Genomic DNA, 24,293 nt, shown 5'->3' with positions numbered 1-24,293 from the left:
ATAATATGGTATTCGCAAATTCAGGCATTGAATCAATCGTTGCTGATCAATCATTAATCCAGCACGTAATGAATAAGCATGGCTTTGTTCTTGGCGGGCATTGGGATTACGAACGTGTAACCTACGACTTAAAATACGAACTTGATGAAGGAATCTACTACCTACGTATTCCTGGTTACGCAGTTGAAGGGGATGTTGGAGCACGTGATGCCAAACTTCAGATGATGGACCCTTATTTAGGTAAACATTATTATCCAACAGGTATTGAATACGGAGAAGATGAATACTTCTCAGATAAGCTTGTGGACCATTGCAAACGAACAATCAATAAAGTATTTAATGATATCGTAGCAATTCAAAAATAATATTAAGTATAGCCGAGTGATGCATAATTTTCTATGTTTCATTCGGTTGTTTATTATATGAGGTGATGCAATGTTCAAACGACTAATAACAAAAAGAAATATCGCATTCTTAGCAGTTGCGGTCATCGCACTGCTCTTCTTCTACTTTATCGTTCCGATATCCATTCCGCTTATTGTCGCACTTATTCTGGCGCTGATGATAGAGCCCTTTGTAAAGTTGCTGGAGCAAAAGGTGAGGAGCCGAAAATGGAGCGTAACGATTGTTTATACTTCTATCCTGTCGTTTATCCTATTATTTATGTATTTATTCTTAACGAAGCTTATCCAGCATATTATTCAGTTTTCAAAAGACCTGCCAGACAAGATGAACAATATATTAGATGCATGGACACAATTCGAAGCACGACTTGCTAAGATGATTCCAGAAAGTGTTTCCAATGCATTATTTGATGAAACTCAGAAATTTCTATTTAATCTGAGAGATGCTATATTAAACTATTTTAACGCTGAACGTATCACTAATTTAGTTGCAAGCTTACCAGAAACTTTTATTTCTGGACTTGTGTTCTTAGTCGCCTTATTTTTATTTATGCTGGAAATACCGAATATGCATGCCTTTATCAGAAAGCATACGTATGACAAAACCTATGAAAAAGCGATGTATATATGGAAAAGAGTATCCTCATCCGTATTTGGTATGCTGCGTGCGGCTTTTATATTATCCGGAATCACCTGGTTCTTCACCTTTATCGGACTGTTATTTATCACACCGAAAAATGCACTCGTATTAAGCTTTATCATTTGCCTCGTCGATTTGCTGCCCATACTCGGTGCTACAGGTGTGACTATTCCATGGGCGCTCTATGCATATATAACAGGGGACTCATCACTTGCTGTCAAACTCGTTCTATTATCGGTCTTCCTGCTCATTCAAAGAAAAGTATTAGAACCGAAAGTGATGGGCAAAGGCGTTGGACTCAGTCCACTCCCTACGCTTATTGCGATGTTTATCGGATTAAAGCTTATGGGCTTTGTCGGTTTCTTCATCGGTCCGATTGTATTGATCATCATACTCATCGTATTAGAGTCAGGTGCCTTTAATTTAAACTTTAAAGTATAATCCTCTGAACCTTTATGCATATAAAAAACGATCAGACATTTGCGCTAACCCCATGATGTGGGAGTAAAATAAAAACACTTTCGTTGAATTCATATTAAAATGAATTTATACGGAGGTGTTTTTTCTATGAAAAGAGTGGCATATTCAGTTGAAATAAAATATAAAGTAGTAGAAATGAAACTTAAAGGATATAGTACAAGAGAAATAATGGATGCTTTAAATATTAAAAATGAATCTCAAGTTAAAGTGTGGTGGAAATGGTATAGAAATGGGGAAACACATAGATTCAATCAACAAGTAGGTAAACAATATTCCTACGGAAAAGGAAATGAAGAATTGAGTACTGTTGAGACGCTAAAAATTGAATTAAAGCGCAAAGAAGTAGAAAATGAAATTTTAAAAAAGTACAAGGAATTGGAAAGGAAGTGGTCCCAGAGGTAGTTGTTGAATTAGTAAATGAATTGAAATCTAAATATACAGTGAAAGTCATTTTAGAAACTTTAGATATTCCAAAATCAAATTATTACAGATGGAAAAACAAAGATTTCAGTATATCTGAGGATGAACGAGAAATTATAGAACTATGTAAGAAACATCGTTTTACATATGGTTATAGAAAAATAACTGCCTTGTTAAATAGAAAAAATAATAAACCAATTAATCACAAAAAAGTACAAAGGATTATGCAAAAACATAATTTAAATTGTAAAGTACGAATGAAAAAATCGAAAAGACCAGGGAATGCATATTATAAAACACATAATCTATTAAATAGAAACTTCAAAGCAGAGAAACCTTTAGAAGTACTTTTAACAGATATCACTTATTTACCCTTCGGGAATACAATGTTGTATCTTTCATCTATCATGGATGCTTACAATGGTGAAATTGTGGCATATAAAATCGGTAATAAACAAAATCAAGAATTAGTAAATGAGACATTAAAACAACTTCAATTGGAACCAGGTACTATATTACATAGTGATCAAGGAAGTGTTTATACTTCTTATGAATACTATGCCCTATGTACAGAAAAAGGCATTACCAGAAGCATGTCCCGTAAGGGAACGCCAGCTGATAATGCCCCAATAGAATGTTTTCATGCCTCTCTAAAGTGTGAAACATTCTACTTAAACAGTGAGCTTAGAAGCTCTAATACCATTGTAATAGATATTGTCGAAAATTACATTGAAAACTATAATAAAGTTAGAATTCAACAAAAACTAGGCTACTTATCCCCTATAGAATATAGGAAATTAGCAGCCTAGAAAATAGTGTTTTTATTGAGCTCCCTTAGTAAGGGTGCAGTGCCAAATTTTCTTATCAGTCCTTTTGTGTTTAAAAATGTTTATCTTTTAGTTAAGATTCTAACTATTTTACTTATCGGTCTTAGAATCTTTTTTCTTTCTTCTAAATGTTAAAATTCCACCAAATAACGCAATAACAGATGCAAATAAAGTTAAGTTTTTATCCTGTTCACCTGTATCTGGCAATTCTTTAGAATCATTCCCATCATTTGATGAATTGTTTCCATTATCTCCTGAGTTGTCGTTTCCACCGTTTGTTGAATCGTCTCCATTATCTCCTGAGTTGTCGTTTCCACCGTTTGTTGAATCGTCTCCATTATCTCCTGAGTTGTCGTTTCCATCGTTTGATGAATCGTCTCCGTTATCTCCTGAGTTGTCGTCATCTTCATCATCGCCTGGATTGTTACCATCATTTGATGAATCATCTTTTACAATTATAACGAATTTTGTCGTTGTTTCATTGCCTTCACTATCTCTAGTTACAACTGTAACAGTGTATTCACCAGGTTTTGTCGGTGTGCCTGAGATTGTATTTGTTTCTGGATTATATGTTACACCTTCTGGTAATCCTGACACTTCATGTGTCACTGGTTGACCGCTATTATCTTTACCATTCAACGTTATATCTTTGATTGGTGTATTTACTTCTGTCGTTTGGTCTTCTACTGGATCTACCGTTGGTGGTAATGTATCTTCAACTGTTATCGTAAATGTTGTTTCTGTTGTATTACCTGATTCATCTGTTGAAACTACTGTTACGTCATAACTTCCTACAGTTGTTGGTGTGCCTGAAATGGTATTTGTTTCTGGGTCATAAGTTACACCTTCTGGTAGCCCTGATACTTCATGAGTCACTGGTTTTCCACTATTATCTTTACCATTCAATGTTACATCTTTAATAGGTGTGTTTACTTCTGTTGTTTGGTCTTCTACTGGATCTACATCAGGTGCTGTTGTGTCTTCAACAGTGATTGTAAATGTTGTTTCTGTTGTATTACCTGATTCATCTGTTGAAACTACTGTTACGTCATAACTTCCTACCATTGTTGGTGTACCTGAAATGGTATTTGTTTCTGGATCATATGTCACACCTTCTGGTAAGCCACTTACTTCATGAGTCACTGGTTGACCGCTATTATCTTTACCATTCAATGTTACATCTTTAATAGGTGTGTTTACTTCTGTTGTTTGGTCTTCAACCGGATCCACATCAGGCGCTGTTGTATCTTCTACTGTTATCGTGAATGACGTTTCTGTCGTATTACCAGACTCATCTGTTGAAACAACTGTTACGTCATAACTTCCTACAGTTGTTGGTGTACCTGAAATGGTATTTGTTTCTGGATCATATGTCACACCTTCTGGTAAGCCACTTACTTCATGAGTCACTGGTTGACCGCTATTATCTTTACCATTCAATGTTACATCTTTAATAGGTGTGTTTACTTCTGTTGTTTGGTCTTCTACTGGATCTACATCAGGTGCTGTTGTGTCTTCAACAGTGATTGTAAATGTCGTTTCTGTTGTATTACCTGATTCATCTGTTGAAACTACTGTTACGTCATAACTTCCTACAGTTGTTGGTGTGCCTGAAATGGTATTTGTTTCTGGGTCATAAGTTACACCTTCTGGTAGCCCTGATACTTCATGAGTCACTGGTTTTCCACTATTATCTTTACCATTCAACGTTACATCTTTAATAGGTGTGTTCACTTCTGTTGTTTGATCTTCAATTGGATCTACCGTTGGTGGTAATGTATCTTCAACTGTTATCGTGAATGTTGTTTCTGTTGTATTACCAGACTCATCTGTTGAAACTACTGTTACGTCGTAACTTCCTACTGTTGTCGGTGTGCCTGAAATGGTATTCGTTTCTGGATCATACGTCACACCTTCTGGTAAGCCATTTACTTCATGTGTCACTGGTTGACCGCTATTATCTTTACCATTCAATGTTACATCTTTAATAGGTGTGTTTACTTCTGTCGTTTGGTCTTCTACTGGATCTACCGTTGGTGGTAATGTATCTTCAACTGTTATCGTAAATGTTGTTTCTGTTGTATTACCTGATTCATCTGTTGAAACTACTGTTACGTCATAACTTCCTACAGTTGTTGGTGTGCCTGAAATGGTATTTGTTTCTGGGTCATAAGTTACACCTTCTGGTAGCCCTGATACTTCATGAGTCACTGGTTTTCCACTATTATCTTTACCATTCAATGTTACATCTTTAATAGGTGTGTTTACTTCTGTTGTTTGGTCTTCTACTGGATCTACATCAGGTGCTGTTGTGTCTTCAACAGTGATTGTAAATGTTGTTTCTGTTGTATTACCTGATTCATCTGTTGAAACTACTGTTACGTCATAACTTCCTACCATTGTTGGTGTACCTGAAATGGTATTTGTTTCTGGATCATATGTCACACCTTCTCGTAAGCCACTTACTTCATGAGTCACTGGTTGACCGCTATTATCTTTACCATTCAATGTTACATCTTTAATAGGTGTGTTTACTTCTGTTGTTTGGTCTTCAACCGGATCCACATCGTGCGCTGTTGTATCTTCTACTGTTATCGTGAATGACGTTTCTGTCGTATTACCAGACTCATCTGTTGAAACAACTGTTACGTCATAACTTCCTACAGTTGTTGGTGTACCTGAAATGGTATTTGTTTCTGGATCATATGTCACACCTTCTGGTAAGCCACTTACTTCATGAGTCACTGGTTGACCGCTATTATCTTTACCATTCAATGTTACATCTTTAATAGGTGTGTTTACTTCTGTTGTTTGGTCTTCTACTGGATCTACATCAGGTGCTGTTGTGTCTTCAACAGTGATTGTAAATGTCGTTTCTGTTGTATTACCTGATTCATCTGTTGAAACTACTGTTACGTCATAACTTCCTACAGTTGTTGGTGTGCCTGAAATGGTATTTGTTTCTGGGTCATAAGTTACACCTTCGGTAGCCCTGATACTTCATGAGTCACTGGTTTTCCACTATTATCTTTACCATTCAACGTTACATCTTTAATAGGTGTGTTCACTTCTGTTGTTTGATCTTCAATTGGATCTACCGTTGGTGGTAATGTATCTTCAACTGTTATCGTGAATGTTGTTTCTGTTGTATTACCAGACTCATCTGTTGAAACTACTGTTACGTCGTAACTTCCTACTGTTGTCGGTGTGCCTGAAATGGTATTCGTTTCTGGATCATACGTCACACCTTCTGGTAAGCCACTTACTTCATGAGTCACTGGTTTTCCACTATTATCTTTACCATTCAATGTTACATCTTTAATAGGTGTGTTTACTTCTGTTGTTTGGTCTTCTACTGGATCTACATCAGGTGCTGTTGTGTCTTCAACAGTGATTGTGAATGACGTTTCTGTTGTATTACCTGATTCATCTGTTGAAACTACTGTTACGTCATAACTTCCTACAGTTGTTGGTGTGCCTGAAATGGTATTTGTTTCTGGGTCATAAGTTACACCTTCTGGTAGCCCTGATACTTCATGAGTCACTGGTTTTCCACTATTATCTTTACCATTCAACGTTATATCTTTGATTGGTGTATTTACTTCTGTCGTTTGGTCTTCTACTGGATCTACCGTTGGTGGTAATGTATCTTCAACTGTTATCGTAAATGTTGTTTCTGTTGTATTACCTGATTCATCTGTTGAAACTACTGTTACGTCATAACTTCCTACAGTTGTTGGTGTGCCTGAAATGGTATTTGTTTCTGGATCATATGTCACACCTTCTGGTAAGCCACTTACTTCATGAGTCACTGGTTGACCGCTATTATCTTTACCATTCAATGTTACATCTTTAATAGGTGTGTTTACTTCTGTTGTTTGGTCTTCAACCGGATCCACATCAGGCGCTGTTGTATCTTCAACTGTTATCGTAAATGTTGTTTCTGTTGTATTACCTGATTCATCTGTTGAAACTACTGTTACGTCATAACTTCCTACAGTTGTTGGTGTGCCTGAAATGGTATTTGTTTCTGGGTCATAAGTTACACCTTCTGGTAGCCCTGATACTTCATGAGTCACTGGTTTTCCACTATTATCTTTACCATTCAATGTTACATCTTTAATAGGTGTGTTTACTTCTGTTGTTTGGTCTTCTACTGGATCTACATCAGGTGCTGTTGTGTCTTCAACAGTGATTGTAAATGTCGTTTCTGTTGTATTACCTGATTCATCTGTTGAAACTACTGTTACGTCATAACTTCCTACAGTTGTTGGTGTGCCTGAAATGGTATTTGTTTCTGGGTCATAAGTTACACCTTCTGGTAGCCCTGATACTTCATGAGTCACTGGTTTTCCACTATTATCTTTACCATTCAACGTTACATCTTTAATAGGTGTGTTCACTTCTGTTGTTTGATCTTCAATTGGATCTACCGTTGGTGGTAATGTATCTTCAACTGTTATCGTGAATGTTGTTTCTGTCGTATTACCAGACTCATCTGTTGAAACTACTGTTACGTCGTAACTTCCTACTGTTGTCGGTGTGCCTGAAATGGTATTCGTTTCTGGATCATACGTCACACCTTCTGGTAAGCCATTTACTTCATGTGTCACTGGTTGACCGCTATTATCTTGACCATTCAATGTTACATCTTTAATAGGTGTGTTTACTTCTGTTGTTTGGTTATCTACTGGATCTATTGTAGGTGCTGTCGTATCTTCTACTGTGATTGTAAATGTTGTTTCTGTTGTATTACCTGATTCATCTGTTGAAACTACTGTTACGTCATAACTTCCTACAGTTGTTGGTGTGCCTGAAATGGTATTTGTTTCTGGGTCATAAGTTACACCTTCTGGTAGCCCTGATACTTCATGAGTCACTGGTTTTCCACTATTATCTTTACCATTCAATGTTACATCTTTAATAGGTGTGTTTACTTCTGTTGTTTGGTCTTCTACTGGATCTACATCAGGTGCTGTTGTGTCTTCAACAGTGATTGTAAATGTCGTTTCTGTTGTATTACCTGATTCATCTGTTGAAACTACTGTTACGTCATAACTTCCTACTGTTGTCGGTGTGCCTGAAATGGTATTCGTTTCTGGATCATACGTCACACCTTCTGGTAGCCCTGATACTTCATGAGTCACTGGTTTTCCACTATTATCTTTACCATTCAACGTTACATCTTTAATAGGTGTGTTCACTTCTGTTGTTTGATCTTCAATTGGATCTACCGTTGGTGGTAATGTATCTTCAACTGTTATCGTGAATGTTGTTTCTGTTGTATTACCTGATTCATCTGTTGAAACTACTGTTACGTCATAACTTCCTACAGTTGTTGGTGTGCCTGAAATGGTATTTGTTTCTGGGTCATAAGTTACACCTTCTGGTAGCCCTGATACTTCATGAGTCACTGGTTTTCCACTATTATCTTTACCATTCAATGTTACATCTTTAATAGGTGTGTTTACTTCTGTTGTTTGGTCTTCTACTGGATCTACATCAGGTGCTGTTGTGTCTTCAACAGTGATTGTAAATGTCGTTTCTGTTGTATTACCTGATTCATCTGTTGAAACTACTGTTACGTCATAACTTCCTACAGTTGTTGGTGTGCCTGAAATGGTATTTGTTTCTGGGTCATAAGTTACACCTTCTGGTAGCCCTGATACTTCATGAGTCACTGGTTTTCCACTATTATCTTTACCATTCAACGTTACATCTTTAATAGGTGTGTTCACTTCTGTTGTTTGATCTTCAATTGGATCTACCGTTGGTGGTAATGTATCTTCAACTGTTATCGTGAATGTTGTTTCTGTCGTATTACCAGACTCATCTGTTGAAACTACTGTTACGTCGTAACTTCCTACTGTTGTCGGTGTGCCTGAAATGGTATTCGTTTCTGGATCATACGTCACACCTTCTGGTAAGCCATTTACTTCATGTGTCACTGGTTGACCGCTATTATCTTGACCATTCAATGTTACATCTTTAATAGGTGTGTTTACTTCTGTTGTTTGGTTATCTACTGGATCTATTGTAGGTGCTGTCGTATCTTCTACTGTGATTGTAAATGTTGTTTCTGTTTCGTTGCCTGCTTCATCACTCGTTATAACAGTCACATTATAGTTTCCAGCTTTTGTTGGTGTACCTGAAATTGTATTTGTTTCTTCATTATAAGTCACACCGTCTGGTAAACCAGTTACATTATGAGTCACTGGATCTCCACTGTTGTCTTTGCCATTTAAAGTAACATCAATAATTGGTGTGTTCACTTCAGTTGTTTGATTTTCAATTGGGTCCACAGTTGGTGCTGTTGTATCTTCTACTGTAATTGTAAATGTCGTTTCTGTTTCGTTATATACTTTATCTGACGAAATAACAGTTACTTCATATGTTCCTGCTTTTGTAGGTGTACCTGAGATTGTATTCGTTTCTGAATTATATGTAACACCATCTGGTAAACCGAATACGTCATTTCGAACTGTTTCACCACTATTATCATTCGCATTGATAACAATCGGATCTATTGCCGAATTTACTTCTGTTGTTTGATTATCAACTTTATCAACAACGGGTGGTGTCGTATCATCAACATTTACACCTGATGAGTTATTACTTGATGGTTTACTTTTTCCTATTTTAGATTGGCTACTTACAGAAGCAATATTGCTTGCACTTAATTGTATTGTACCCTCTATAAAAGTTTCAGGAACAAATGGTTTACTTGTTTCTGAATTCACAACGATTAAATATGTACTATTAGTATTTCCTAAATCTATACTTATAGAACCGTCACTATTAAAGATTATATTATGTGATGATGATACATCTACATAAGCGACATTTTTATCACTTCCACTTTGATTCAATGTATTCCTATCAGTAACTTTCAAAATTTGAACTTTAGTAATATCTTTATTAAATTGGCTAATTACATCAGGATTTTTTTTAGTACCATTATATGGAGTTATTTTAACCTTGGCATTATTTAAAGTCCTAGCTTTACCGTTTACTGTATATGTTGTGTTATATGGATTATGATCATCTACTTTTTCTTGAACACTAGAATCTTGATATAAATCTAAATTTCGTGCATCAGTTGAATATTCTATTTTTCTTGTAGCATTATATTCTGAATCACCAATTTTTAAATTCAAGTTATAGTTATCTGTTTTGGTTGCTTCTTTAAAATTGATTAACCCTAACAAATCAACGTGTGCACTAGTGTTTTTATATTTTTCTATATTATCAGTAAACTTGAATGTAAATGAATTATCGGCACGATTATAAGTACCTTTTGCATAAATACTATTTGCATCATTTCCTAATAGTATGCCATTATCTCTATCTGCAGATGTAGGATTTATTTCTTTAGGTATATGTACAGTAAAATAATCATTTCTTTTTACGTCATTCGGAATAGATATATCGAAACCTATTTTAAAAGCAGCACCTTTATTCCATGTACCCTCTTGAAACTTAACATTACTAGATTTAATCTTGCTATTTACATCATCTCCACCCAATGGACTACCATCGGCTTTTGTTGCTTCTTTTTCCACTTTTGATGAAGATGCACTTAAAGCTTTTAAATTTTTATCAGTCTTACTTTTATTTTTTGATTTTTGGTCTATATCTTCTTTTTCTTTATCTGTTAATGGCTTAGTTGTTTTTAAGTCTGTAGCATCAACATTTGGGTCTATTTTGTTATCATTTTCAGAGTCACCTGTAGACAAACCATTGCCAACATTATCAGATTGATTATTATTATTTAATGGTTCCTCTGTTGATGGTTCTTCTATTGTGTCTTCTTCAGTTGATTTCGGTTTTTCTGTTGTGTCTTTTTTATTTTCATTAGAATCTTCATTCGTTGAATTTTCATCAGTTTTTGCATCTTCTTTTGATGAGTTCTTGTCGTCAGCTTTTGGTTGTTCTTTTATTGAGTCTTTATCACTTTTTTGTTCTTCAGAAGGATTCTTCAATTGATCTGCGTCAGCTTCTTTTGAGTCTTCTGAAGATTTTTTGTCATCTGTTTTTGGTTCTTCTGTTGTATCTTCTTCAGTTGATTTTGGTTCCTCTGTTGTATCACTTTTATCTTCTTTAGGATCTTCACTTTTTGAATTTCCATCTGATTTTTGTTCATCTGATGTTGGCACTTCAGTCGTATCTTCTTCAGTTGATTTCGAGTCATCGTTTGTTTGTGGTTCCTCTGTTGATGGTTTTTCAGCTTCTTCTACATTAATGGTAAAAGTAGACTCTTTTTGAACGCCTGAATCATTTTTAGAAGTAACTGTGATCATATAGTTACCAGGAGTATTAGGGGTGCCTGAAATTGTATCAGTATTTGAATCATATGTAAGGCCATCTGGTAATCCTCGGACTTCATTTGTATTATTCTCAGAACCTTCCACATTAATCCTTATTGGATTAATTGCGTCTTCTGAATTCACAGTTTGATTATCAATTTGTTCAATAGTAAAATCACTTTGTTCTTTTGGTTCTGCTGTCGTATTATCTCCTGAAGCATTTGAATCTGATGTATTTTCTTCTGTTGTTGAATCTTCTGCTGTTTCTGTAGAATCATTTGTTTTCTCTTCAGTTGGCAAATTCTCAGTCGATTCTTCAGTTGGTATTTCAACTGAATTTGGTACTTCAGTTTCATTTGATGTTTCTATATTCTTATTTGAATCTGTATTTGTAGTCGTTTCTGTACTCTGACTTTCTTCTTTTAATGCATTTGATTCTTCTGCATTTACGATATTAGGTGTACTCAAATAAAGCATTGCACCAATGATTACTGACCCAGTTCCAACAGAAAATTTGCGAATAGAATATCTGTTATTTTTAAACATTAAATACTTCCTCTCATATTTTGGATATAATAATAATTATCATAATAGTAACAAAAAAGATAAGATGTGAATATACTTTTTTGTAAATTCGAAATTATTACATAGATAACATTTAAATATTAGCAATTTTAAAAACAAAAAAATTTTATTTATTAAACTTTTCATTAATCAAAATTTTATTCTTAAAATCAAAAAGCCAACGAACCCCTTTTGCGCTAACCCCATGATATGGGAGTAAAATAAAAACACTTTCGTTGAATTCATATTAAAATGAATTGCGCTAACCCCATGATATGGGAGTAAAATAAAAACACTTTCGTTGAATTCATATTAAAATGAATTTATACGGAGGTGTTTTTTCTATGAAAAGAGTGGCATATTCAGTTGAAATAAAATATAAAGTAGTAGAAATGAAACTTAAAGGATATAGTACAAGAGAAATAATGGATGCTTTAAATATTAAAAATGAATCTCAAGTTAAAGTGTGGTGGAAATGGTATAGAAATGGGGAAACACATAGATTCAATCAACAAGTAGGTAAACAATATTCCTACGGAAAAGGAAATGAAGAATTGAGTACTGTTGAGACGCTAAAAATTGAATTAAAGCGCAAAGAAGTAGAAAATGAAATTTTAAAAAAGTACAAGGAATTGGAAAGGAAGTGGTCCCAGAGGTAGTTGTTGAATTAGTAAATGAATTGAAATCTAAATATACAGTGAAAGTCATTTTAGAAACTTTAGATATTCCAAAATCAAATTATTACAGATGGAAAAACAAAGATTTCAGTATATCTGAGGATGAACGAGAAATTATAGAACTATGTAAGAAACATCGTTTTACATATGGTTATAGAAAAATAACTGCCTTGTTAAATAGAAAAAATAATAAACCAATTAATCACAAAAAAGTACAAAGGATTATGCAAAAACATAATTTAAATTGTAAAGTACGAATGAAAAAATCGAAAAGACCAGGGAATGCATATTATAAAACACATAATCTATTAAATAGAAACTTCAAAGCAGAGAAACCTTTAGAAGTACTTTTAACAGATATCACTTATTTACCCTTCGGGAATACAATGTTGTATCTTTCATCTATCATGGATGCTTACAATGGTGAAATTGTGGCATATAAAATCGGTAATAAACAAAATCAAGAATTAGTAAATGAGACATTAAAACAACTTCAATTGGAACCAGGTACTATATTACATAGTGATCAAGGAAGTGTTTATACTTCTTATGAATACTATGCCCTATGTACAGAAAAAGGCATTACCAGAAGCATGTCCCGTAAGGGAACGCCAGCTGATAATGCCCCAATAGAATGTTTTCATGCCTCTCTAAAGTGTGAAACATTCTACTTAAACAGTGAGCTTAGAAGCTCTAATACCATTGTAATAGATATTGTCGAAAATTACATTGAAAACTATAATAAAGTTAGAATTCAACAAAAACTAGGCTACTTATCCCCTATAGAATATAGGAAATTAGCAGCCTAGAAAATAGTTTTTTTATTGAGCTCCCTTAGTAAGGGTGCAGTGCCCATTGTGTCTGATCGTTTTTTTAGCCACCTATAATCGCTTTAATAACCGATGTTGTTTCTCCACCTTTATAGAATACATAAAGCAGTAGATAAACAGCTACACCTGTAATTGCTGTGAAGAACCAGATAATTGAGGCAATCGGTCCTAATCTACGATGAATCTTTAAATTATCTTTAAGACCCGTAATAATATTGATTAATCCAAGTACCCCACCGGTCGTTGCAAGTGTGATATGGAAAATCAGAAAGATCGTGTAGTACGGTTTGATACTATCAGGTCCGCCAAATGCTGTATTTCCAATGAATACTGTTCTAGTAGCATAGATAATAAAGAATGTAAGGGCCGCGGCACCTGCTAGCAGCATCGTCTTCTTATGTCCTTCGATATCTCTTCGTGCGATTTTGAACCATCCGATTGCTACCAGTATGGCACTGATAACGATAAATGTCGTACTGATTGTAGGTAAAATTGGTAAATTCATATTCTTCTCCTATCTGAATTGATTAAAATAAGCATCCTGCTGTAACTTTTCATCCAAACTTCTCTGTGTTATTTCCTCAGAACTCATTCTCTCTTCTCTTGACCATCTAAAGAAAACATGGAACAGCATGAAGCCAAAGAATATTTCCTGTAGCACCTTCATGATTACGCCACCGGTCTGCTGATCTTCTTTTGGTGTCATATTTGTGAAATACTGCGGGCCACTAATACTCGAATTTTGAACGATATCCTGTAATGTCCCTGTAGGCACACAAAGGGTCATGGCACTCATCCATGCCGCTGGATCTGTATATGTCTTATACATGGCATGACTGGCAAAGATAATCAACCCGCATGCCGGTGTCAAAAGTACGCCGATTGCGAAGATATAGCCAATCTTCACAAGACCTGACAGCTGCTTACGCTCAAGAGCTGTCCTGTTAAATATTGGATACCACATAAAGAATGCGGTAATAAACAAAAGAATTGTAAACAATGAGTGTAATGTCGCATTCTGCTTTAAACCATCCAGTATGGCTGGAATATGATAGATTGAGAACAATCCATTAAACGTAATCAGTGCTATAATCGGACGCGTCAGAAAATTAAAGACACGTTCAATAATAGGCAGTTTAATACAATAATCAATTAGATATTCCGGTATCGCAAAGAATAACAGTGGCACAATAAGTAAGTAAAGGATGGCCATCTGTAACATATGGAAGCTAAAGATAATATGACTGAGCAAGTCAACTGGCGCACCTTTCATTGCATACAGTAAAAACATACATATAATAAATATAACTGCTTCTGAACGTTTCAACGGTCGATTGCCAGGAATTTCATGGCGCCATCTCCCTGTTATCATGAAAAACACGATAGTCGTGAAAATAATGGCAACTAAAAAGAAAGGACTCCAGTTCGCTAAAAATCCGAATATCCTGATAGAACTAATACTACCCATAAAATCACTCCAAAAATTTATACTTCATTCATTTCTATTATAGCGTACAATTTGAAGAATAAAGCACAATATTTCAACTAATTTGTGGCAAAAATAAAAACCCGGATTACTCCGGGTTCACTCTTATTTTAATGGGTCACCTAACCAAGTTAAGTAAAGCGCCATAACAATAAAACTACCTGCGATAAACAATCCAGTTAACATAAATAACTGAGCTGTTCCATGCCCTTTATGTTTCATATGCATAAAGTAATAGAATTGAAGAATAACTTGAATGAGTGCGAGTAATAAGATTGCTGGGATAACAAACTCTTTGCTTAGTCCAGCTGCAACCATTGCAAAAGAAACAAATGTTAAGAAGATCATAATTGCAAAAGTTGTTACCTGCATTCTCATTTCTTCTGTTCTTGAACGTTTCTCAAATTCATAGCGTTCTTGATTAAATTTCGTATGATTTAATTCATTTGACATTATCCTAACACCCCTAACAAGTAAACTACTGTAAAGATGAATACCCAGACTACGTCGATAAAGTGCCAGTATAATGCTGCTGTATTAAATTTCGCTGCATTATATACGCTTAAACCACGCTTCATATTACGTACGATTAACAGAATAATCCATGTTAATCCAATAATAACGTGGAATCCGTGTGTTCCTACTAAGAAGTAGAAAGCTGAACCAAAAGCACTTGAACGGAAAGTATGACCTTTATGAACATATTCAACAAACTCATAAATTTCTAGTCCTAAGAATCCCAAACCGAGAAGTACTGTGATAATTAACCAAGTAATCATCTTTTTGAAATCATAGTTCTTCATGTGATACAGTGCATACACACTTGTAAGTGACGAAGTTAAAAGTAACATCGTCATTACAAATGCAAGTGGTAAGTGAAATAAATCTTTCGCTAAAAGATGATCTTCACTAGGAACATGGTCTTTAAGTGCTAAATAAGTTGCAAACAATGATGCGAATAGTGCTGTTTCTCCACCTAGGAAAATCCAGAATCCTAATAATTTGTTCTTACCTTCTAATGAAGCTGTCTCAGGATGACTTGGCCATCTCTCGACTGTCATCTGTTCTTCATGATGTGCCATTATTTAACACCTCTTTCGTACTCGATAAGCTCTTCTTTAGTAATATGATAACCGTGATCATCAACTACAGAACGTGCGATCATTGCTCCTGCTGTAATCGCTAAACCTAAAACTAATACAAATGGAGCCCATGGTTGAACCGGTAAATCTTTAACTGCATCAAGTGCCCATTTTTGTCCATCTGCTAAGTATAAAGCACCAAATGCTGCAACGAATAATCCTAATGACTGAACGAATGGTAAGATTGAGTTATTTGGCATATGAACATCACCTAATGACTCAGCTGGTAAGATTTCACCATTACCTTGTTTCTTCTCAAGATCAAATGCATCTAATCCACGCACAAGTGGTGTCTGTGCAAAGTTATAAAATGGTACTGGGATTGGTAATGACCATTCTAACGTACGGCCATCGCCCCAAGCGTCACGTCCTACTTTAGGACCTTTCACTGTAGTTAAGATAATATTTATCAATAAAATAATGACTGCTACGGCCATCGTTAAAGCACCGATAGTAGAGATTAAGTTAAATGTGTCATAACCTTGACCAGGTAAGTAAGTGAATACACGACGTGGCATACCCATTAATCCTAAGAAATGTTGTAGGAAGAATGTTAGATGGAAACCGATAAAGAATAGTGCGAAGGAAACTTTACCTAATTTCTCACTTAACATCTTACCGAACATTAATGGCCAGTAGAAATGCAACCCTGCAAGTAACGCGAATACTACCCCACCAACGATTACGTAGTGGAAATGCGCTACGATAAAGTATGAATCATGGTACTGATAGTCAGCTGGTGCTGATGCCTGCATTACACCAGTAACACCACCCATTACGAATGTAGGGATGAACGCTAATGCATATAACATCGGCGTCGTAAATTCGATACTACCACCCCAGATAGTAAGCAACCAGTTGAAGATCTTCACACCAGTTGGTACGGCGATTGCCATTGTCGCTACTGCGAAAATAGCGTTCGCTGTTGGACCTAGACCTACAGTGAACATGTGGTGTGCCCAAACCATGAAGCCTAAGAAACCGATTAATACTGTTGCAAATACCATTGCAGAATAACCGAACAAACGTTTTCTAGAGAATGTTGCAAATATTTCAGAGAAAATACCGAATGCTGGTAATACTAAAATGTATACTTCAGGGTGACCGAAAATCCAGAATAAGTGTTCCCAGATAATTGTGTTACCCCCTTGTGATACTACAAAGAATCCTGTTCCAAACATTCTATCGAAAATAAGCAAGAATAATCCGATAGTCAGTGGAGGGAATGCGAATACGATTAAAGCTGAAGCAACTAATGTTGTCCAAGTCATTAATGGCATACGCATAAATGTCATACCAGGAGCACGCATATTAATAATGGTAACAAGGAAGTTAATCCCTGCAATTAAAGTACCAGCACCTGAAATTTGTAAACCTAATGCATAGAAGTCAATCCCATGCCCTTCTGATGCAAGTGACAGTGAAGCATATGAAGTCCACCCTGCATCTGGTGCGCCACCTAAAATCCAAGATAAGTTTAAGAATACACCTCCGAAGAAGAATAACCAGAACCCTAATGCATTTAGGAATGGGAATGCAACGTCACGTGCACCAATTTGTAACGGTACTGTTGCGTTCATATATGCAAACAGTAATGGCATTGCTGCCAAGAAAATCATTGTAGTACCGTGCATCGTAATCATTTCATTGAATAATCCCGCAGAGACGAAATCATTTTCAGGAACTGCAAGCTGAATACGAATGATCATCGCTTCGATACCACCCATGGCGAAGAACAATCCACCCATGATTAAATAAAGAATTGCAATTTTTTTATGGTCTACTGTCGTTAAGTACTCCATTAGTAAACCACGCTTTTTTTGTGTAGCCAAATGTGTAACCTCCCTTTATTTACTACTTTTCAACTTTACGTTCCATTAAGTATTTAGCTAGCGCATCAATTTCACTATCTGAAACTTTGTAAGCACCTGTCATTTTATTACCAGGTTTTACTGATTCAGGATCTTTAATCCATTTTTTAAGGTTTTCTTCATTATGATCCATAACACCAGCAACGCGGTTACGGTCACCAAATGTTGTTAAGTTTGGACCTTTAGCACCTTTACCAGTTGGTGTTACAGCATGACAACCTTGACAAGACTGCTTGAATACTTTTTCGCCCTCTTTAGCATCTGTTGTTGCTACAGGGTTTTTGATAGCTTTCATATCAGATACCCAAGTTTTGAACTGGTCTTTATCCATTGTTTTAACTTTGAAGTCCATCAATGCGTGAGACGGTCCACATAATTCCGCACATTTTCCGTAGAACATGTTTTTCGCGTCTTGCGCTTTCTTATCATCAAACACTAAGTAGAATTTATTGATGTTTTCAACGTTTGTATCCATCTTACCACCCACTGCCGGAATCCAGAATGAGTGTTTTACGTCAGCTGAATGCAGACGGAAGTAAACTTTTGTATCTGTAGGAACAACAAGTTCCTGACTTGTTACGATACCTTCGTTAGGGTACTCAAATTCCCACCAGTACAGATTTGCAGTTACATCAACAATCATTTCTTTATTCTTACCTTTAGCATCAACCTTATCCATTGCTTTCGTATCTGCTAGTTTAAATGTTAACATAACAGTTGGTATCGCTAAGATGATAAGTAAGATGATTGGAATCGTTGTCCAGATCACTTCTAACTTATGGTTCCCATGAACATCTTTCGGTACAAAGTCTTCACCGACTTTGCCACGACGGAATTTAAATACTGCTAAAATAAAGATAGCTACTACTACAATAATAACGAAAACCATAATACCTACCGCAAGCATCATTAAATTAAATTGATCCTTTGCAACTTCCCCTGCAGGACGTAAAGCAGACAGTTCATTTTTACCACAACCCGCTAAGGTCATTAACAATAATGAAAATAAACCGATCAGCTTTACATTTTTTAAATTGTTCTTCATTAAATTCTAACCCCTCTTTCACCATTCATAATCAAATCGTTTGAATTAATGTAACTACTACTATCATAACAAAAAATATCATCAAATAGTTTAAAGAATAAACAAACATTGTCATTGCCCATTTATTTTCTTTAACATTTGATTTAAATCCAGAAATCGCTAATAACAGCCATCCTAGATTTAGTACCGAAGCAAGTACGATAAATACCGTGCCGAGTTCCTGCATAAAAAATGGTGTCGGTAACAAAAGCAGCACCCAAAATAACATGGAAAGCCTTGTACGTTTAAACCCTTTAACTGAAGGTAGCATCGGTATGCTAGCAAGTGCATATTCTTCACTACGTTTAATCGCAAGCGCATAGAAATGTGCAGGCTGCCATATAAACATAATGATGAAAAGCATCCACGCTGTGCTGCTAAGAGATGGTTCAATCGCTGCATAGCCAACAAGCGGCGGAATCGCACCTGGAAAACTTCCTATTACTGTGTTGGACACAAGATGTCGTTTAGACCAGACTGAATATAAGACAACATAGCCAAAGATGCCAAGAAATCCGATGATTCCTGTCTCGATGTTAATCATGAACAAAAGCATTTCTCCGACGACCATAAGCACAAGACTGAGCTGTAGAATCGAAGCTGTAGAAACTTTACCGGTTACAGATGGTCGATTTTGCTTACTTGGCATAATACTGTCAATATCCTGGTCATAAAAGTTATTCAGTGCACAACTTCCTGCCATAATTAGTGTAGTGCCGAAAAGCATCGTTAAAAGTTCAGGTATACTACTTAAAAATGAACGACCGCTTAACATAATTGCAATAAACGCACCTGCAAACGCCGGTATTAAATTGCCTTGTACGAGTCCAAGCTTCACAATCGCTTTTACATCTTTAAAAGTCAGACGCCGTTCAACTGGTTTAACACCTTTTAAAATGTGTTCATTCTGCATTTTCACCCTCCTTTTACAATACTAACGCATATAATAACAATAATATATGAAAACTGTCACATTTTCTATACATTTTCGAAATTAAATTGTGACATTTTTCTTTTTTACAAGTAATTTCAATTGTTCACGAATGTGACACATTTACTTATCCCTATGATTGATATACTATAACTTAAGTATATACTATTTAGAAATGAGATAAAATGACATTATTTATAGATGTTAAGAATATAGATAGAGGTGTTTTTGTTGTTAAAAGAAAAGAATTTAAAATGGTTATCATTGTTTACGACCGTGCTCATGTTATTTGTTCAGATTGGTGGTGCACTCGTAACAAAGACAGGATCTGCAGATGGCTGTGGTAGTAGCTGGCCACTTTGTCACGGAAAGTTTGTACCAACTCATATTCCGAAAGAGACCTTGATTGAGCTTGCTCACCGTGGCGTCTCAGGTCTCGCATTATTATCTGTGACATGGCTTGTAATACTCAGCATAAAATATATTGGACACAAGAAAGAAACAAAGTTCCTTTGCTATATGAGCATCGGATTTATCTTTGCACAGGCTTTGATCGGTGCGGCGGCAGTGATGTGGCAACAGAATGGTTTTGTACTTGCGCTTCACTTCGGAATATCACTGATTAGCTTCAGTGCTGTATTTCTACTTACACTGCTTATCTTTGAAGTCGATCAGAAATTTGATGCAACTAAACTCACATTACAGCCGAAGCTTAGACGTCATACGATCGGGCTCACAAGCTTTATCTATTTTGTTATCTATAGTGGTGCACTCGTACGCCATGAGAAAGCAAGCCTCGCCTGCTCCAGCTGGCCGCTCTGTCGTAAGGGTGCGTTTACACTGCCACAGAACTTCTATGAATGGGTGCAGATGAGCCATAGAACGCTTGCTTTCATTCTATTTATATGGCTGACTTATGTTGCCTTTCATGCTATGCGAAACTACGCGCAGTACCGTGTTATTAAATACGGTTATATGATTGCTTTCATATTAATCTGTTTACAAGTAACAACTGGTGCATTAACGATATTTACAGCAGTTAATCTCTATATCGCGTTACTCCATGCCTTGTTTATAACTTTACTCTTTGGCCTGTTATGTTACTTTATCCTGCTTATTAGCAGAGCAAAATAAATGATTTCACATAAAAACAAGCGTCGGCAATGTAATCATTGCCAACGCTTATTTTATTTTATTCAAACTCGACTAACAAATCGCCTGTCTGGATAGCTGTTCCAGTTGCTACATGGATGTGTTTCACCACCGCATCTACAGGCGCCTGTACACTTGTCTCCATCTTCATCGCTTCAGTAATCATCAACGTTTGACCCGCACGAACGTGCGCTCCTGCTGACACTTTAATTTCTCCAACCGTACCTGGCATCTGCGCTCCAATATGCTTGTTATTCTTAGCATCTGCTTTAAGTAATGTATTGACACTTACTTCAGCCGCATTATCTTTCACACGTACTTGTCTTGGCATCCCGTTAAGTTCAAAATATAACGTACGATATCCATCTTCGTGCACATGTCCGATGCTCAGTAGTTTGACAATCAGCGTTTTGCCGGCATCGATATCTATTTCTACAGTTTCATTTTTGCGCATACCATAGAAGAATGTCGGTGTGTCGAGCAATGAAATATTGCCATATCGCGCTTCTGTCTCTTTATATACTTCAAATACTTTCGGATATAGTGCATAACTGAGGACATCTTCCTCAGCGACATCTTGAAAACGTTCTGTAAGCGTCTGCTGCAGTTCATTGAAATCTACATGTGCTAATGCTTCCCCAGGTCGTACAGTAAGCGGTTCTTTTCCCTTTAATACGACGTTTTGCAATCTTTCAGGAAAGCCATTTGCCGGTTGTCCAATCTCTCCTTTAAAGAAGGATACGACGGAGTCCGGGAAGTCAAGGCTTTCTCCGCGTTCTATAACTGTCTGTTCATCAAGGTTGTTCTGCACCATGTATAATGCCATGTCCCCGACGACTTTGGAAGATGGTGTAACTTTAACAATATCACCGAACATCATATTCACTCTTTTATACATATCTTTAACCGCTTCAAACTGATCGCCAAGACCTAAGCTTTTCGCCTGCTGTTCAATGTTCGAGTATTGTCCTCCTGGCATTTCATGCTGGTATATTTCAGTGTTTGGTGACTGTATATCACTTTCGAAGTTATGATAGAACTTGCGCACCACTGACCAGTAATGTGAAAGTGCTTCAAGTCCTTCTATATCTGCACGTACCTGTCTGTCTTTTCCTTCTAAACTGTAATAGAGACTGTTCAACGAAGGCTGACTTGTCAGTCCACTCATACTGGAAATCGCCGTATCAATAATATCAACACCTGCATCGATTGCTCTATTGTACGTCATAATACCATTACCACTCGTATCGTGTGTATGCAGATGAATTGGTAATGATACTTCTGCTTTTAATGCCTGAATTAATATATAAGCTGCTTCAGGTTTCAACAGGCCAGCCATATCTTTTATCGCTAGGATATGGAATCCTTCTCGTTCCATCGCTTTAGCCATCTTTAAATAATAGTCTAGCGTATAGACATCTGAACGCTTTGGATTTAATATATCGCCGGTATAACAGATGGTCCCTTCAGAAATTTTACCTGCATTCAGTACCGCTTCATTGGCTACTTTCATCTGATCGAGCCAGTTAAGCGAATCAAATATTCTAAAGACATCGATACCATTATCACTTGCCGCTCGGATGAACTGTTGCACAACGTTATCTGGATAGTTCTTATAACCGACAGCATTCGATGCTCTTAAGAGCATTTGAAATAGTATGTTTGGTACAGCCGTTCGTAACTTTCTGAGCCTCTCCCACGGATCTTCTTTCAGAAAGTTATATGCTACATCAAATGTTGCACCACCCCACATTTCTAATGAGAAGCTATCAATTAGGTGATGATTGGTCTGTGATGCGATCGCAAGCATATCTTTAGTACGCACACGCGTTGCCAGCAATGACTGATGCGCATCTCGAAATGTTGTATCAGTAATCAGTACTTCTTGTTGCGCTTTGATCCAGTCGCTGACATAAGATGGCCCATGTTCATCCAGCAGCTGCTTCGTTCCTGATAAACCAGTGGCTTTAAAGGTCTTGGTAAGCGGAAGTTCAAAGTCAGGTTTCTCTGTCTTTTTAATACCCGGAAAACCGTTCACAGTAATATCAGCGATATATGCTAACGTCTTCGTCCCTCTATCTTTAGGGGCTTCTATGTCAAATAATTCAGGATAAAGTTCCAGGAAACGCGTATTGTAATTACCTGCAGTAAACATAGGGTGCTGTACTACATTCAGAAGGAACTGTAAGTTTGTCTTAATACCGCGGATCCTCATTTCTTTTAATGAACGTACCATCTTTTCTTCAGCCTGCTTGAAGGTAAGGGCATGCGTAGACAATTTAACGAGTAGTGAATCATAGTAAGGAGAGATTTCAGCGCCCTGGAAGCCATCACCTGCGTCAAGACGCACACCAAACCCGCCACTTGAGCGATACGCTGTGATACGACCTGTGTCCGGTAAAAAGTTATTAGCAGGATCTTCTGTCGTAATTCGACATTGAATCGCATAGCCGTGTGTCACAATCTCGTGCTGCTGTGGAATCGCGATGCGTTCATCACTTAACTTTGCCCCATCAGCTATCAGTAGCTGTGACTTAACGATATCTATCCCTGTGACCATCTCTGTAATCGTATGTTCTACTTGAACACGCGGGTTTACTTCTATAAAATAAAAATCCTCTCCCTGAACTAAAAATTCTACCGTCCCGGCGTTGACGTATGAAATCTGCTGCATCAGATCAACCGCAGCGTTGCAGATGTTCATTCTTACGGTATCACTTAATCCGACTGATGGCGCAACTTCAACTACTTTCTGGTGTCGACGTTGTACTGAACAATCTCGTTCAAAGAGATGAACAATATTGCCGAACTTATCTCCAATGATCTGAACTTCAATATGCTTCGGCGCATCTATATACTGTTCAATATAAATTTCGCTGCTTCCAAAGGATTTCATTGCCTCTGATTGCGCGCGTGAAATGGCTTCTTCCAGTTCTTCAGCATTGCGCACGATACGCATGCCCTTTCCACCGCCACCAGACAGTGCTTTTATCATAACCGGATACTTATCATGTGCAAACTGCACCGCTTCATCTAAACCTTTAATTGCATCCTTTGTTCCGGGTATCACCGGAAGTCCAGCCTGGATTGCTGTATTACGTGCTTTTATCTTGTCACCAAACATATCGAGATGACGGACTTCCGGACCGATGAAGATGATATTCTCTTGTGCACAGCGCACTGCAAACTGCTGATTTTCACTTAAGAAACCATACCCCGGATGAATTGCATTTGCACCACATGATTTTGCAGTCTCTATAATCGCTTCAATGTCAAGATAGCAATCAGACGGACTTGCGCCTTCAATGAGATAAGCCTCATCTGCCTTATATCGGTGAAGTGCACCTTTGTCTTCTTTAGAATAGATTGCAACAGTCGGAATATGTAGTTCTGTAGCAGCCCTAAAAATACGTATTGCAATTTCACCACGGTTAGCGACAAGTAATTTCTTAATCGTTTTCATATACAGCCTCCACTCA

15 protein-coding genes are annotated in these 24,293 nt (G+C 36.8%); 5 read left to right on the top strand and 10 right to left on the bottom strand.

Annotated features, from left to right (window positions below; all coding sequences use genetic code 11):
* The first annotated feature begins 5 nt into the window (after positions 1–5).
* From QA539_RS04115 to QA539_RS04105, 3 genes are all read left to right on the top strand, one after another.
* A complete protein-coding gene (locus QA539_RS04115; protein ID WP_099482113.1) occupies positions 6–365 on the top strand; it encodes a YugN family protein in 360 nt (119 codons plus the stop codon).
* 70 nt (positions 366–435) lie between these two features.
* Entirely contained in the window at positions 436–1,485 is a 1,050-nt protein-coding gene (ytvI, locus tag QA539_RS04110; RefSeq protein ID WP_419895507.1) for a sporulation integral membrane protein YtvI, read from the top strand.
* Positions 1,486–1,611: 126 nt separating this feature from the next.
* A protein-coding gene (locus QA539_RS04105; RefSeq protein WP_198479331.1) for an IS3 family transposase occupies positions 1,612–2,753 on the top strand; the annotation gives its coding sequence in 2 pieces (ribosomal slippage) (positions 1,612–1,882 and positions 1,882–2,753; 1,143 coding nt in all).
* A 108-nt stretch (positions 2,754–2,861) separates the two neighbouring features.
* Here the strand turns inward: QA539_RS04105 and QA539_RS04100 are convergent.
* Positions 2,862–5,546, bottom strand: a complete 2,685-nt coding sequence (locus QA539_RS04100) for a putative Ig domain-containing protein (protein ID WP_419895506.1) — start codon at positions 5,544–5,546, stop codon at positions 2,862–2,864.
* Positions 5,547–5,746: 200 nt separating this feature from the next.
* Positions 5,747–11,623: a putative Ig domain-containing protein gene (locus tag QA539_RS04095; RefSeq protein ID WP_419895505.1), complete on the bottom strand. Its 5,877-nt coding sequence runs from the start codon at positions 11,621–11,623 to the stop codon at positions 5,747–5,749.
* A 362-nt stretch (positions 11,624–11,985) separates the two neighbouring features.
* On the opposite strand from QA539_RS04095, the gene QA539_RS04090 reads away from it, so the two are divergent.
* Positions 11,986–13,127, top strand: a protein-coding gene (locus QA539_RS04090) for an IS3 family transposase (protein WP_198479331.1) whose coding sequence is annotated in 2 segments (ribosomal slippage) — positions 11,986–12,256 and positions 12,256–13,127 — 1,143 coding nt in all. Because the reading frame shifts where the segments join, the coding sequence is not laid out codon by codon here.
* Positions 13,128–13,191: 64 nt separating this feature from the next.
* Here QA539_RS04090 and QA539_RS04085 read toward each other — a convergent pair.
* The 7 genes from QA539_RS04085 to cyoE all read right to left on the bottom strand — a co-directional run bounded on the left by QA539_RS04085 (position 13,192) and on the right by cyoE (position 19,644).
* Entirely contained in the window at positions 13,192–13,653 is a 462-nt protein-coding gene (locus QA539_RS04085; protein ID WP_419895504.1) for a DUF420 domain-containing protein, read from the bottom strand.
* A gap of 9 nt (positions 13,654–13,662) precedes the next feature.
* The gene (gene ctaG / locus QA539_RS04080; protein ID WP_419895503.1) at positions 13,663–14,616 is read right to left on the bottom strand and encodes a cytochrome c oxidase assembly factor CtaG; all 954 of its coding nucleotides are present in this window, start codon (positions 14,614–14,616) and stop codon (positions 13,663–13,665) included.
* A 123-nt stretch (positions 14,617–14,739) separates the two neighbouring features.
* On the bottom strand, positions 14,740–15,087 hold the full coding sequence (locus tag QA539_RS04075; protein WP_419895502.1) for a cytochrome C oxidase subunit IV family protein: 348 nt from the start codon (positions 15,085–15,087) through the stop codon (positions 14,740–14,742).
* Complete coding sequence (locus tag QA539_RS04070) at positions 15,087–15,716, bottom strand: cytochrome c oxidase subunit 3 (RefSeq protein WP_012656642.1); 630 nt, start codon at positions 15,714–15,716, stop codon at positions 15,087–15,089. Before QA539_RS04070 ends, QA539_RS04075 begins: the two co-directional genes overlap by 1 nt.
* A complete protein-coding gene (locus QA539_RS04065; RefSeq protein ID WP_283721862.1) occupies positions 15,716–17,578 on the bottom strand; it encodes a cytochrome c oxidase subunit I in 1,863 nt (620 codons plus the stop codon). Before QA539_RS04065 ends, QA539_RS04070 begins: the two co-directional genes overlap by 1 nt.
* Positions 17,579–17,630: 52 nt before the next feature.
* A complete protein-coding gene (gene coxB / locus QA539_RS04060; protein WP_419895501.1) occupies positions 17,631–18,692 on the bottom strand; it encodes a cytochrome c oxidase subunit II in 1,062 nt (353 codons plus the stop codon).
* A 31-nt stretch (positions 18,693–18,723) separates the two neighbouring features.
* Entirely contained in the window at positions 18,724–19,644 is a 921-nt protein-coding gene (gene cyoE, locus QA539_RS04055) for a heme o synthase (protein ID WP_419895500.1), read from the bottom strand.
* A gap of 249 nt (positions 19,645–19,893) precedes the next feature.
* Between cyoE and QA539_RS04050 the strand changes: the two genes are divergently transcribed.
* Entirely contained in the window at positions 19,894–20,796 is a 903-nt protein-coding gene (locus QA539_RS04050; protein ID WP_419895499.1) for a COX15/CtaA family protein, read from the top strand.
* 58 nt (positions 20,797–20,854) lie between these two features.
* Here the strand turns inward: QA539_RS04050 and QA539_RS04045 are convergent, their stop codons facing one another.
* The gene (locus QA539_RS04045; RefSeq protein ID WP_419895498.1) at positions 20,855–24,277 is read right to left on the bottom strand and encodes a pyruvate carboxylase; all 3,423 of its coding nucleotides are present in this window, start codon (positions 24,275–24,277) and stop codon (positions 20,855–20,857) included.
* Positions 24,278–24,293 lie beyond the last annotated feature (16 nt).

The organism is Macrococcus psychrotolerans (genome assembly GCF_038095555.1).
Classification (GTDB): domain Bacteria; phylum Bacillota; class Bacilli; order Staphylococcales; family Staphylococcaceae; genus Macrococcoides; species Macrococcoides psychrotolerans.
The sequence above is the reverse complement of the archived record's forward strand: the minus strand, read 5'-3'. Positions and strand labels throughout refer to the sequence as shown.

Excerpts from the sequence above, each read along its gene's own strand:
- QA539_RS04115 (WP_099482113.1), top strand. The coding sequence starts at position 6 with ATGGTATTCGCAAATTCAGGCATTGAATCAATCGTTGCTGATCAATCA.
- ytvI (WP_419895507.1), top strand. The coding sequence starts at position 436 with ATGTTCAAACGACTAATAACAAAAAGAAATATCGCATTCTTAGCAGTT.
- QA539_RS04095 (WP_419895505.1), bottom strand. The coding sequence starts at position 11,623 with ATGTTTAAAAATAACAGATATTCTATTCGCAAATTTTCTGTTGGAACT.
- QA539_RS04085 (WP_419895504.1), bottom strand. The coding sequence starts at position 13,653 with ATGAATTTACCAATTTTACCTACAATCAGTACGACATTTATCGTTATC.
- ctaG (WP_419895503.1), bottom strand. The coding sequence starts at position 14,616 with ATGGGTAGTATTAGTTCTATCAGGATATTCGGATTTTTAGCGAACTGG.
- QA539_RS04075 (WP_419895502.1), bottom strand. The coding sequence starts at position 15,087 with ATGTCAAATGAATTAAATCATACGAAATTTAATCAAGAACGCTATGAA.
- QA539_RS04070 (WP_012656642.1), bottom strand. The coding sequence starts at position 15,716 with ATGGCACATCATGAAGAACAGATGACAGTCGAGAGATGGCCAAGTCAT.
- QA539_RS04065 (WP_283721862.1), bottom strand. The coding sequence starts at position 17,578 with ATGGAGTACTTAACGACAGTAGACCATAAAAAAATTGCAATTCTTTAT.
- coxB (WP_419895501.1), bottom strand. The coding sequence starts at position 18,692 with ATGAAGAACAATTTAAAAAATGTAAAGCTGATCGGTTTATTTTCATTA.
- cyoE (WP_419895500.1), bottom strand. The coding sequence starts at position 19,644 with ATGCAGAATGAACACATTTTAAAAGGTGTTAAACCAGTTGAACGGCGT.
- QA539_RS04045 (WP_419895498.1), bottom strand. The coding sequence starts at position 24,277 with ATGAAAACGATTAAGAAATTACTTGTCGCTAACCGTGGTGAAATTGCA.